Below are 12,594 nucleotides of genomic sequence, written 5' to 3'. Positions count from 1 at the left end.
TAGTCACTTGGGATGTGTCAAAAGCTGATAGATCTATTTCAATTAAACTTGAACAGCCACTAAACATGGCAAGCATACTAGTAATGCTGTTTATACTAATAACTGATAACTTTTCAAAAGTTTTATTTCTGAAAAGAGAGCTGTATATTGTAAAATCAGTTCCTCCTAATCCTTTTGGCATTACAATATTTGTTGATTCTCCGATATATCTAGTACTTTCGGAATTAGCCGGTCCACTAAAATCGCTATCTTTTGCAATCGTATATTTGACTTTACCAATTGACACCCACTTACCATTTTCTTTAACTTTTAGCCCCATCTTATAAGCCCCCAATCCACAAATCGTTATCAGTGGCATTTGTTGGCTCAACCGTTCCTATCCAGTAAACTGCGACAGCTCCTGCGGGCCTTGCAGTCGAGGCAGTCGATCCATGATTTACGACCGTCATTGCAAGCGTTGGTGCGTTCTTCGTGATAGATTGCTTCACTCTAATCGCAGTCATGTATTTGCTATCATCTGTACCAGCTTCCGCCTCTGCTTGATTAGCTTTTGATGGGTTCTTTTGTGCGCCTGTTTCAATGCCATCAAACTTGACTTTATCTGTTGCCGACATCAGGCCATTTTTAGTTTGAGTGACCGTTTCTGGGTTCTTTTGAGCGCCACTCTCAATGCCATCTAGCTTTGTTTTATCTGTCTTTAACAAGATACCATCACTAGTGGTAGTAACTGGTTGTGTGGCAGTTTCTAGACGATTTAAGTCTTCTGCTTCGACAATATCTCCTGTTTGCCATTGTTTTTTTGCCATCTTAATTACCTACCTTTAATTGATATTTGAAGCGTGTGTCATTAGAAATGGTTACATATAAATTTGATGTGCCTAAAATGTTGTTATCAGCATCTAAAGTTTCAAGCTTCGTAATAGATATGACCGTGTTTGGTACATCGAACTCAATCGTTAATGTATCATTGTCAACTGCTTTAATTACAAACGCGTCAATGACAATATTGCCATTAACTCGTACTTTTTTGACTTCATCGTTATAACAATTAGCAATGTTATTCTTTGCTAAATCAGTAATCATAGTAATTCAACCGCCCTTTCTGCCGTTCTTTGTGCAAATGGTGTAAGTCCAACACGCATAGAGCCTGCACGTGCATAGACCATTTGTGCTATTGTCGCGGACTCTGTAACCGTTATACTTGAGCGATACAAAGGTATGTGGATATACTGCAAGCTTGCCGGTTTAATTGAAAGAATAGTGATATGTCCTTCTTTAAACCACTGCGCATTTTCCGTTGAGCTTTCTAGTGTTATGACTTGATTTTGATAGTCAATTACGAGCGTATATTTATCCTTGCCATAAATACTATTGAGCTTGTTTTTCAAAAAAGCTAAGTTGAATGGTGGCTTATTGTTTAGACGATTAATAACACGCTCACGTCTAAAATTAAGTGACTCGCCACTATTAGCTTTTATTTCGAGCATATTTTCCATCGCAGCAATCGCATCACTATCCATCTGAAGAACGAAACCGTTCTTAAATGTCCTATCAACATTACTTTCGAGTGTGCTAAACAAACCATCTTCCGACTCCAATAACTTGTTCATTTCGACATTTTCAAGGTAGTAGCTTGGCATGTAAATCTTTAAAGATTCGACCATCTCATCACGCTCCTTGAATTGTAACGTTGCCAACTGTCGGCACTTTGTTATCTGTCATGGATTGATGCCACACAATATCATTCGAAGCACCATTTATTAGGACGTTAGAAGCGTTGTTAACGCCATTTGTTTGCAGTACAGCCACTAAAAGTTTTGCGGTATAAATATATGTCGTGTAGTTATAAAGCTCATCATGTGCGCCCCATTCGTCTCTGATAGCGCGTATATAACCGTCGATTGCCTTTCTGACTTCTACTTCAACTGCTGTGTGATCCACACCTGCTGAATAAGTCACATCAATTGAAATATCTAATGGTGTCGCTTCTGGAGTAGCCACAGTTACACGATGACCAATAGGCGATATTCCAGCGCCTTCCGCCTCATTGTCTTCTGGATCAAAATAGTTTTTGACTTGCGTTTGTAAATCTTCTGATGCAGGCAAGCCATCATCATCAACTATCTGCAGTCCGACTGTTCCGCCACCGTCAAAGGCTGGATAGATTTGTACTTCTCCGACTCCTTTGATTTTCAAAGACTCTTCTTGATAAGCTGCAAAGTTGCCAGCAAATGGCTTTTCTGTGACAGCTTGGAAGTATCTTTCACGCAACTCATCATCAGATTCTTGATCACGACCAGAGATATAAACCCCTGACATTGTCGCAGTACCTAAATCGTTGATGTTGTCGACTGGCAACAATGTACCAACATAGCGATTGGCTGACGCTCCGACCGTTTCCGATTCAAGAATGAATGTGCCATCGCTTTGCTTTTCAATAACTTTATAAAATTGCTCATCTTGTCCAACAGTAGAAAAGCGACTAGCAAGTGGCACGTCCATCAAGTTCCCTTCTGCATCTCTAAACTCTGCTACCTTTGTTGCAGTTGTTGCTTGTAACCTTTCTAACCCTTGCTCTGCTACTTTTAAGTCAAGGTATTCACCAATAGCCGACGTTGCGAAAGTGTCTTGTAGCATGTTGTAAAGACCCATATACATCAAGCTTAATTGATAGCATGCAGGTGCTAACGCATCATAGATAATGCTCCCTTCACGTTTATCGATGTCTTCAGGCACACGCTCTAACGCTTGATCAAGTAATTCATCAAACGTGAATTCTTTTAAGTAATCGCCCAAACTCATACTTCTATCACCCCTTCATAATTCAATTGACCATAGACAGTGTTAACTGTGAATAATAGTGTTGCACTGTCTTTTTGGTCCGCAATCTTTTCGAGTTTTAAGTCCGCAATGTCAATCACTCGCTCATCTGCACTGAGCGCTTCTGTCACAATTCGTTCAATTTCCGCATTAACTAAATCGTAATCTTGACCAATTAGCGTTTCGAACTCAATACCGTAATTATCAGAATAGATTGGATAAGCAAAACGCTCTGTATTCAGAATCTTATCAATCGCCTGTGCAACTGCTTCAAGGTCATTTGTATTGCCAGCTATCCGATTATTAAAGACACGATAAGTCTTAGTTGGCTCATCAATGATTTCTTCATCTTCGATCGCATCTTCTAGCAATAAGCCTTCGTCTAACTCTTCTGCCATCTCGTCACACCCTTTCTAGAACATAGTAAACTTGCCCTTTTTGGACTTTTAACATTGCTACTTTATCGCCCACTTGCAAGCCACGCCAAACTAAGCCGCTACCTGAACCGCCACCATCACCAGAACCATTCCCAGTGCCATTTTTGCCGTCAACACTAACAGACACATTCACCCCAACAAAAACATCTACAGAGACGTTTACATTAAGCTGTTTAACCATTCTAGATAGAATTAAATGGCTCCCACCAACTTCAAAACGATTATCAACTTTTATTTTTAAAGGTGATGTAGATATCACGACACCAAATACCAAATCGCTTGATCTACCGATGTTGTTATCCAAATCTTTCAGCCTTTTCGCTAATTTTTCGCCTGCCATTACAGCACCTCAACTTCTAAGTCCATCGTGTGATCTTTACTCAAGTTATGAACGCACTTTTTAATCAACGCTAAACTGCCGTTAGCGATGCCTTCACGCTGCAAAGCCTCAATTTTCAACGTCACGCTATTACCTGCTTGTAAAGGAAAAACACCCACCGCTTTCAATGTGAGTGTTCTAACTTCTTTTGCATTAGCTTTCAGTAAATCATTTGCTTTTTGTTTTAATTGAGCATTGTTGACATCTGAATCTGTCACTTTTTCAACCATCTGTAACTTGCCCCAACGGTCTATTAAGCCTTTATTTGTGGCTGTAAAGACTTGACGTTGTTTTGTTTTACTATCTTCTTTAATGACTTTAACAGCGTTATATGATCCATCTATGCTTGCTTGATAGTCATAATCTGATATCAGTGACTTGTCGCCTAAAATGAGCTTAGTAACGCCTCTGTTCAAGTTAAACAGTTCTAGCGTGCCGAAATTATCACGAATAGCAAAGCGTGCGTTATTATTGTCTCTAACCTCCTGCATTGCTGATTCAAGCATTGAGAAGTAGCTTTCGTTATCCTCAACTTTATCAGCACAGTTGTAGCTGTTTTGATCTAAGACTTTATGCGGTAATCCTTGAAGTTGACATATCTTGTTAAAGCGGTCAGACAAGCGGTTAGCATCAAAAACGATTGTGTCTTTGTTCTGCAAATAACGCAAACTATCATAAGTTTTAATTTGCCATATCTTAGACTTGCTTTTCTTGCGGTCAAACACCTTTCCTCTGAACGATTTTTTGCCATCACAAAGAACTTCGATAATGTCGCCATCACGCAAAAACACAGCCTTATCTTCTTCAATACCAAACTCAAATGTGCCAGCTTGACTATCAAGTCCTGTGGTCCATTTTGGATCACTAACGATGCTTGAAATGTCGTACTTTTGCCGATTTCTGCTACTGATTTCATAAACTTGAAGCTTCATATACGCTTCACGCTCTTTTCATCGACCCAGCCACGCCAACCACCATTTAAAAGTGTGACATGGTAAGGAAACTTACGGCCAGGAGCAATAAAGTTTACTATCCTTGTAGCGTTTTTCTCAACTAATCCTGGACCACTGCCATAACTGTCACGATGCAAACGACCATTACAAATCACTTTGCATCCTTTTGTTATTTTTTTAGTTTGAGGTTTCGGCCTTTTCGCTACTTTCTTTGCTTCCGATACTTTCTTTTTGACGGTAGTCATGTACTTAGCACCATACTCACGATATTGTTTTAATTCTATGGAGTAATAGATGTCTCCGGAAGCGTCATTATAGCTGTATTTGAAGTTTTCAATAGTTGCTAACATATTTACCTTCGTTGTCGTAATCGTTAGCCTAACAAGCTTTCCGGCACTTTGAGCCTTATCCAGCAAATCAACAAACTTATCTTGAGCGACAAATTCATTTGGATAAGCTACTAAGTTACTTGTTTTAGACTTTGGAAAGAATGACTCAATTGAAACTTCTTTCAAACTTTCTGGTCCAATTTGCGTAATTTCGCCAAGCGCTACTACCTCATTACTTGAGTTGTTACTTGATTTATCAATCTCTATCTCTGATGGATTGACTGGCAAGAGATACCTCTTACCATCAATCTGCAAATAAAACTTCATTTTGCACCTCCTAACTCAAATCTGCATCAATCATTTCTTCAATGGCGTTCTCAAACTTCGCAAGTAACGCATCTTCATCGATATCACCATTCTTGTTATCAACGATAATTGAAACTTGTGGCACAACTTTCTTGTTCTCAATCACTACTTTTTGAGATGATGAAGCCTTTAAATCACTGATAGCAGTGTCATCTAAATGAACACTTTCATTCAAATCAGCACTAGCTGCAAACGAATCTGAACCAATATCAGCAAACGGATTTAGTCCAACCGTTAAATTGCTCATCGTACTACTAACCGCATTAGCCATGTTTCTAGCTGCATTGATAGCTGATTTAGTATTATCAACAATACCGACTTTCAAACCTTCTGGAAGCATTTCCCCCATCCAAGTTGTCAACTTAGACGGTGAATGAACATCTAGTGCTTTTTGAATAGTGGCACTCACTCTACTTGCGACACTTTGAGCCGCCGCAATCGCCGCGCCGGATCCTGCTTGGATACCGTTAGCTAAACCTTGCATGGTATAGACGCCAATCATTTGCATCCTAGATGGTAATTGTTGCATTGAAGCAATAATTCTTAGATTTCCTGATTGAACAGCGGAAGTTGCTTGATTCATGCCCATTAATATAGCGGCAGTAAATAAAGCCATCCCTTTTGTTGCAGCTATTGCCATTTGTTGCATATTTGTACTTGTTCCTGTTGCCATTTTAAGTACTGAAGCAACCATCGTTATACTAACCGTTGATATGTTTGTAGCCATTAATGTATAAGCTGCTATAACAGCCGTAGACATAGTTGATGATGTTGATGCAAAAGCAGTCATGCTTCCTTCGACACTTGACATTGAAGAAGCCATTGTTTGAATTGATACACCCACAGCTGTGAGACTTGTTGCAGAAGAAGCAATAATCAATATTGATGATGATAGTTGTTGCATTGAAGCGCCAACTTCAGCAACTTGATCACCGTTTCGCGCAATATCTCCTAATCCTTTACCAACTGCTGCTAATGACGTACCAAGATCAAATACATTCAAACTAACTATTTGACTAATCGCATCAGCCATCTTTTGCATACCTGTACCAGCATTTAAAGCCGAGTTACCTATGCTATCAAAAACGCCAGCTACTGAATCGAGAACACCACTAATTGCGTTTCCTACGCTATCTATAACATTGGTTATACCAGTCGAAACACTATCAGTAATCGAAGTTATACCATCAGCCACAGACGTTATGACTTGGTCTATCGACGACCCAACTTGCTCAATCATATTGGTGCCTTGTTCCATTACTCCAACAATAGCATCTCCGATTGCTGTAACTATTTGAGTAACTCCATCTGCAATTGCTGTAACAAGCCCTGCAAAAGCTCCAATTATGATGGCGATAGCAACTCCAACTGCTATGGCTGTTGTCGCAAATGCTATTCCAATAGCAATAACAAGTGGCGGCATTACTTTTATTGCAGGTGTCGCAATAGCTAAAGCAATTCCAACCATAAGAGCCATAGCACCAAACGCGAGCATTCCGACAGCACCAGCTGTTAAACCAACACCGAACGTTGAAACAACAGCAATTAATGCTCCAATCGCTATAATCATTCCGAAAAATACTGCAACAGCTCCCCAACCAGCTCCCGCTAGGTTTATAGCTGCTTGTGCTAATATCCAAAAACCAGCAGCAGCGAGTAAAATACCTCCACCTATCATAAGAACTGCTGCACCAAGTGCTAACATTTGCCCTACAGATGCTCCTGCGGCCTTACCCATTGCTGTAGTGCCACCCGCGGCTGCTGGTGCTGTTGCTCCTATTGCTGTATTTCCTGTCGCAATACCGATTAATTTAAGTGCCATGCCAGTGGTCCATTTAGCAACGCCCATTAGACCACTCGCAAACGTCGATAAAGCACTGGCCATTTTAGCCCCTTTGTTAACTGCAACTACACCCATCGCAACTTGTGGTAATATGCTGATAACTTTCGCAATCGTATCACTATGGTCTTCAATGAAACCTGCTAAGCCTTTAATTGCATCAGTAATGCCACTTACGAAGTCAGAAAAACTGTCGACACTCTTATCACTACCAAAAGCGCCATTAAGTTCATTCATGCTATCCATAACTGCGCCAATCGCATCACTAACTGGACCTTTGACTTCGTTAAAACCGTCTTTCAAGACATTTAAATACCTCGATGCATTATCTACAAATGAGCTGATGTTATCAGCAGTAAACGCATTGTCAATTAAAGATGTAAAATCTTCAATTGCGCTTCCTACAACTGGAAATATCTCATCGCCAATTCTGATTGCTACTGATTCCAAAGATCCAAAGAACTGTTCAACCTTAGATTTGATATTATTCTGCATGTTGCTAGCCATCTCATCGGCCGCACCATTTGAGTTCTCTAAGGCACTCGTCATTTCACCTAGCGCGTCAGGTCCTTCTTTAATCAGTGACAACATTCCTGATAGCGATTCTTGTCCGTACAAGGTTACTAAAGCATTTTGTTGTTGCTCTGGTGTCAAATTCTTAAACGCACCCTGTAGCATACCTACCTGGTCCTTCAGCGACTTCATGTTGCCCTGTGAGTCGTAGAAAGAAATACCTAAAGCATTCATAGTATCATCCATTGCTTTTGTAGGTTTTGCCAACCTTGACAATGCACCGCGCAAGGTAGTACCGGCTTGAGATCCTTTGATACCATTATCTGACATGATACCAATCGCAGCTGCCGTTTCTTCTAAGCTAATACCCATCGCACTAGCTTGTGGCGCAACATATTTCATAGCTTCACCCATATCGCCGACTTCGGCATTAGTTTTAGCCGCGGACATCGCAAACACATCTGCAACATGACCTGCTTGACTGGCTTCGAGTCCAAAACCGTTTAAGGCTGCCCCTGCGTTCTCTGCCGCCATTGCCACATCTCCACCAGATACAGCTGCTAAATCTAGAACACCGCTCATTGAGTCATAAATTTGTTGAGTGTTAAAACCTGCAGATGCCATAGCCTCCATACCGCCTGCAGCTTCTGTAGCGCTAAAAGCTGTTTTGGCACCTAAATCAATGGCTTGCTCACGCAACTCGGCGAAAGAAACACCGACTTCATCAGATATAGAGTTAACACGTGCCATCTGCTCGTCAAAATTACCTGCCACGTTGTAAACAGCTGCGCCAAGTCCTAAGAGCGCCACAGATCCAACTGCCACACCTTTCTTAACGCCATTGATGATACTATTCGCCATTCCGTCAGTAGCGTTTGCAATGTTGTCCGCCACACCTTTGAAGCTTAAATTAGTATCTGCAGACGAAGCAAAATTCTGCATGCTAAAAATAGTATTATTGATGGCTGAATCAATCTTGCTCAACTTGCTTGAAAAGTTATCGTTCAAACTTAAACTTGTTTCTAAAGTTGCCAATTATGTTTCACCTCATTTCCGTTTTGACTTACTTTTAGCTCTTTGGGCTTCTTTCTTTTCTCGCTCGACCTTGTCATCAATAAAAGCCATAATTAAAGCTTTTTCTCGAATTGGCAAACTAGCAAAAAAAGACGGCAAAATGCCGTGTTCATGATACGCATGTTCTGCATAAATGAATTCACCGCTTTCACCGTCTTTAATTAGTTTTTTGCTTCTTCTTTTACCTCATTGATGTCAACATCAAAGCCTAAGAACTCTTGAATTTGATTACCAAGTTCAGCATATTCACCAGGCAAGAGCATTGCTTTCAGTGTTTCAATAGCACTACCAGGCGTCCCCCAAGAGGTTTGCAATTCTGAATTTTGTAAATCAGGCTCAACGACGCATGATGTCATCAGCTTGGCCACATACTTTTCAGTATCTGTATCAGTTACTCTATTGCCCCCTTTTGCGATGCGTGTTGATGTGCATGATTTACGTAGAACCGCGTTTTCTTTTTCTGAAATAGGTTTAACTACAAAAGGTTCATCAAAGCGATTGCTCACTTTGATTTCCTTGCGTTCTTCTGGTTCTCTAACTTTGCCTTTTAAAAATGATTCAATGTTTGCCATGAATGAATATCTCCTTTTCTATTAACTAACCTGCAGTAGGTGCTTTGAATTTTTCTAAGATGTCTAAATCATCAAACGTGAAGTCGATATCTTGTTCTAATGAATCACTATCAACATCTAGTTGTGCGACTTGAATTTCATCAGGTATAACACCTTTTAGAAGAACAGAAGCACGTCCGATTGTAGAATTAGGATCCTCATTAGTCGTCTTAATTTGAATTTTAGGAATGCGACCAGTTTTCACATAATCAACTGCGATTTGTGCAAACTCTGATGTGATGTTGTAAATAGTGATCGAGCCACTACCACTAGCACCGGTTACCTTGTTTTGTACCATGCGTCTGCCTAAAGATGGTACTTCTGATTTGTTCAACTCAATGCTTGCTTCAATTGATTTCAAGTAGAACAATTCAATGTTTCTACCGTCAATCGTTGCGAAAGCAGTACCTTCTTTACCGTTAATCGTGTCATTTGCGTTTAAAAATGCCATGTTTTATTTCCCCCTTATCTCACGACTACAGTCGCATAAAGTTTTTCCATTGCATCGACTGGTTGAACTGCGACGTTCATTACGACTGCATCTTTTTCGATACCAGCTTCGATATTTAACTCTTCTGGATCAAACGCTTCAATAGCGCCTTGATCTTGTAGAGCGCCAAAGTATGCAATGCGATCAGCTTTGAATAGTTCACGACCATCAACATTATTGTTGACCTTACCAATGTAAAAATCTTCGAAAGTCTTTTTGGTGTTGTTTGCGATGTCATCAAGCACACGAATGACACGATTCTTAGAAAATGCTTTCGATTTTTCAGAACCATAAGTTACTAAGCTGTTAATATCTTGCTCAACAACTGCAGTACCACGCTTTTCAGTGAATACAAATTCGCCTGCTCTTAGCGCTGCGACAATATCAGAATCGACATAGCGAGGACTAACATCAATCGCGCCATCATAAGCTGAGTAAGTTAGCGATTGCGCAACTCCTGCAGCTGCTGTTGCTCCCGCTACCCAACCAGTCGCTTTGACTGCATCGACAATAGAGCCATCTGCCAAAATAACGCCATTTTTAACATTGATGACTGCTTCACTATCCGCTGCATAACCTGCTACAACGATTTGACACTTACGACCTTCTTCATCTCTCAAACGTTTGATAAAGTTTACACCTGCTAACTTAACGGTTTCGTCTGAAACTGGTAGAGCTAATGTGTTAAAGTCGAATAATTGTGCTTTTGCAAAGAAATCCAAATAATCTGCTGCGATTGGATCAGTAGAAGTACCGTTTTCCAATGTTAAAGTAGCAACTGCAGGCTTACCTTCTCCAGCAAAAGATACAAGCTTGTTAGCAACTAAATCTTTGATGTCTTTGACTGATTGTGTATCCTTTTCAATACCGTTCAAGTAAGTTAAGACATGAAAAACAGTATCATCGTTAGGATCAGCTTTAACGACAACACTGATTTTGTTACCGCCAGCGCCTTCGTACAATGCATTAACCGTTAATGCATCACTCGATGCACTAGCTTTAGCACCACTGCCAACACGACCTAAAAGCACCTTAGAAGCACGTTTTAGCGTTTCTTTCAGCACCAATAACTCTGCTTGACCTAAATCACTTGCATAATCGTCTAGATTAGATACTGCAGTGACTTCTTTAATTTCTTTAGGACCATAAGAAATTGCTAGCGGTAGCGCAACGACTCCGCTAAGTCCTTCTGCTGTTCCTGTACCACCATTAGCACGAATGTTGACATATGCGCCTGGTCTTACTTTATTTTGAGATGTAAAATTTCCACCTGCCATTATTTAACTGCCCCTTTCAATGTTTGACTCAATAGTTTCTTAGCTTCTGCAACCGTATATTGCTTGTCTACCACAATTGCTTTTAAAAAATCTTTCTCATTTCGTGTGAACTCATCTGATTTGCAAAGATCATCAATGCCAAATCTAACAGGCTCACTTACTGCGGTCGGTTCAACCACTTTAGGTTCTGTTTTAACGCTCTTTCTTACTGTCACTTATAATTCCTCCTCCTTGCTCTAAAACGTCCATAGAGATGCCAGATTCATCTACAGCAAGACGATATTTTAAATCAAACTGTAGTTGCGCCACGCGTTCAACATCGTTGTATTTTGCCTTACGGTTTAAACAACCAGATGTGAACCGTCCAATTTCAATTGCATCGAATTCCGTTAAAAATTTGTATTGAATCGGCGCGCATTGATCTCGAAACTCTGCTTCACTTTTTTCATTCGGAAAGAATACCAAATAAAAATGCCTTGTCAGTTTTTGATAACCCATCAATTCATCTGCAGTTTCGGTTTCACCTTCATAAATATAAAAACAAGGCTCTTTAAAGCCTTGCTCCACATTATCTGTATAAATGTTTATGTCTTCTCCAAATAATTGAATGAGTTTTGTTGCAATTGATTCTGTCAGATTAATCACTACTCAACACCAAATTTCTTTAAGTACTTGATATAGTCTTTTTTGACAAGTCTCGGTATCTGATTCTCAATTTTTTCTAGTGTTAGCTCTAGCATATGTTCTCCTTCAACCCATTTGGTTTTCTTGCCAAGTCCACGATGACCATCTTCAACGAAAGAAGCGTAATCTTCAGGATTGATAACCTGTATGAAAAATGTCTTGCCACTATATTTAACTTCTGTAACTTCCCAGCTTCTACGCAAATTCCCTCCTGTTTTACCTTGGGAATCACCTTCAAATACTATTAGTTTCTTGTTATTGCGTTCACCTACAGCCCTAAAAATAGTAGTACCATAGTGGCCCTCTGGCGTTTTAGACTTAACCACTCTAAGAGTATTATCGCCAATCAGCTCTAAAGCACCAATTAAGAACTCTTTAGCGTTAGCCTCATAAGCTTGCTTGTGAAAGTTCTTAGCAAATGCTTCAAACTCACTAAAATCAAACGTAGCCGATTTACTCATGCTGTCACCGCTCTTTCGATTGGATAAGCCTTATGAGTGTTGTAGCTTCCAATACCTTCACCAGTCCGCCTATACTCAACTGTTTCGCCATGAACATTAGTTACTTCAAGTTTACTACCTGCTTTAATAACAATATTAGGTGAGACATATAAAGCTAACACAAACGTCTGCTTGGCATTTTCTGATTGGCTAACTTGATTAATCGCGGACTTAGTAGAAATGCGACATGGCACATCTGAGGCAACTACAGAATCAACAAATTTAGTAATGCCATTAACTTTCTTTTCGACTTTTTCGATGATTGAAAGTTTAGAATCATAGAGCTTTTCAAACTCTTCTTTTGCCCACTCACACATACAC

The 12,594-nt window shown here is 40.0% G+C and carries 17 protein-coding genes; all 17 read right to left on the bottom strand.

Annotated features, from left to right (window positions below; translation table 11 throughout):
• Nucleotides 1-319 (bottom strand): hypothetical protein (locus tag H541_RS0102560; protein ID WP_026501557.1); only part of this gene is annotated, 319 nt, incomplete at its 3' end.
• A 1-nt stretch (nucleotide 320) separates the two neighbouring features.
• A complete protein-coding gene (locus H541_RS11355; RefSeq protein WP_022795784.1) occupies nucleotides 321-806 on the bottom strand; it encodes a hypothetical protein in 486 nt (161 codons plus the stop codon).
• Between the two features lies 1 nt (nucleotide 807).
• Nucleotides 808-1,083 (bottom strand): hypothetical protein, encoded by a 276-nt coding sequence (locus H541_RS0102550; RefSeq protein ID WP_022795783.1) that lies wholly within the window; start codon nucleotides 1,081-1,083, stop codon nucleotides 808-810.
• On the bottom strand, nucleotides 1,080-1,664 hold the full coding sequence (locus tag H541_RS0102545; protein WP_022795782.1) for a putative phage tail protein: 585 nt from the start codon (nucleotides 1,662-1,664) through the stop codon (nucleotides 1,080-1,082). The genes H541_RS0102550 and H541_RS0102545 overlap by 4 nt, the downstream gene beginning before the upstream one ends.
• Before the next feature lie 4 nt (nucleotides 1,665-1,668).
• Nucleotides 1,669-2,802, bottom strand: coding sequence for a baseplate J/gp47 family protein (locus H541_RS11350; protein ID WP_022795781.1), 1,134 nt, complete (start codon nucleotides 2,800-2,802; stop codon nucleotides 1,669-1,671).
• Nucleotides 2,799-3,218 (bottom strand): DUF2634 domain-containing protein, encoded by a 420-nt coding sequence (locus tag H541_RS0102535; protein WP_022795780.1) that lies wholly within the window; start codon nucleotides 3,216-3,218, stop codon nucleotides 2,799-2,801. The genes H541_RS11350 and H541_RS0102535 overlap by 4 nt, the downstream gene beginning before the upstream one ends.
• Before the next feature lie 4 nt (nucleotides 3,219-3,222).
• Nucleotides 3,223-3,597: a DUF2577 family protein gene (locus H541_RS0102530; protein ID WP_022795779.1), complete on the bottom strand. Its 375-nt coding sequence runs from the start codon at nucleotides 3,595-3,597 to the stop codon at nucleotides 3,223-3,225.
• Nucleotides 3,597-4,568 (bottom strand): XkdQ/YqbQ family protein, encoded by a 972-nt coding sequence (locus H541_RS0102525; protein WP_022795778.1) that lies wholly within the window; start codon nucleotides 4,566-4,568, stop codon nucleotides 3,597-3,599. Before H541_RS0102525 ends, H541_RS0102530 begins: the two co-directional genes overlap by 1 nt.
• Nucleotides 4,565-5,245, bottom strand: coding sequence for a hypothetical protein (locus H541_RS0102520; protein WP_022795777.1), 681 nt, complete (start codon nucleotides 5,243-5,245; stop codon nucleotides 4,565-4,567). The genes H541_RS0102525 and H541_RS0102520 overlap by 4 nt, the downstream gene beginning before the upstream one ends.
• Nucleotides 5,246-5,255: 10 nt before the next feature.
• A complete protein-coding gene (locus H541_RS12715; RefSeq protein ID WP_084684500.1) occupies nucleotides 5,256-8,579 on the bottom strand; it encodes a phage tail tape measure protein in 3,324 nt (1,107 codons plus the stop codon).
• A 293-nt stretch (nucleotides 8,580-8,872) separates the two neighbouring features.
• Complete coding sequence (locus H541_RS0102510) at nucleotides 8,873-9,283, bottom strand: phage tail assembly chaperone (RefSeq protein ID WP_022795775.1); 411 nt, start codon at nucleotides 9,281-9,283, stop codon at nucleotides 8,873-8,875.
• A gap of 25 nt (nucleotides 9,284-9,308) precedes the next feature.
• On the bottom strand, nucleotides 9,309-9,773 hold the full coding sequence (locus H541_RS0102505; protein WP_022795774.1) for a phage tail tube protein: 465 nt from the start codon (nucleotides 9,771-9,773) through the stop codon (nucleotides 9,309-9,311).
• A gap of 14 nt (nucleotides 9,774-9,787) precedes the next feature.
• The gene (locus H541_RS0102500; RefSeq protein ID WP_022795773.1) at nucleotides 9,788-11,089 is read right to left on the bottom strand and encodes a phage tail sheath family protein; all 1,302 of its coding nucleotides are present in this window, start codon (nucleotides 11,087-11,089) and stop codon (nucleotides 9,788-9,790) included.
• Nucleotides 11,089-11,304 carry a hypothetical protein gene (locus H541_RS0102495; RefSeq protein ID WP_022795772.1) on the bottom strand — a complete coding sequence of 72 codons (216 nt, stop codon included), beginning with the start codon at nucleotides 11,302-11,304 and terminating at the stop codon, nucleotides 11,089-11,091. The genes H541_RS0102500 and H541_RS0102495 overlap by 1 nt, the downstream gene beginning before the upstream one ends.
• Entirely contained in the window at nucleotides 11,282-11,734 is a 453-nt protein-coding gene (locus tag H541_RS12710; RefSeq protein ID WP_022795771.1) for a phage tail terminator family protein, read from the bottom strand. The genes H541_RS0102495 and H541_RS12710 overlap by 23 nt, the downstream gene beginning before the upstream one ends.
• Nucleotides 11,734-12,234, bottom strand: a complete 501-nt coding sequence (locus tag H541_RS12705) for an HK97 gp10 family phage protein (RefSeq protein ID WP_022795770.1) — start codon at nucleotides 12,232-12,234, stop codon at nucleotides 11,734-11,736. Before H541_RS12705 ends, H541_RS12710 begins: the two co-directional genes overlap by 1 nt.
• On the bottom strand, nucleotides 12,231-12,590 hold the full coding sequence (locus H541_RS0102480; RefSeq protein ID WP_156831860.1) for a hypothetical protein: 360 nt from the start codon (nucleotides 12,588-12,590) through the stop codon (nucleotides 12,231-12,233). The genes H541_RS12705 and H541_RS0102480 overlap by 4 nt, the downstream gene beginning before the upstream one ends.
• Nucleotides 12,591-12,594 lie beyond the last annotated feature (4 nt).

The sequence above is a fragment of the Bavariicoccus seileri WCC 4188 genome (assembly GCF_000421665.1).
GTDB lineage: Bacteria > Bacillota > Bacilli > Lactobacillales > Aerococcaceae > Bavariicoccus > Bavariicoccus seileri.
Note: the sequence above shows the minus strand (reverse complement) of the source record. Positions and strands in the feature narration are given on the sequence as shown.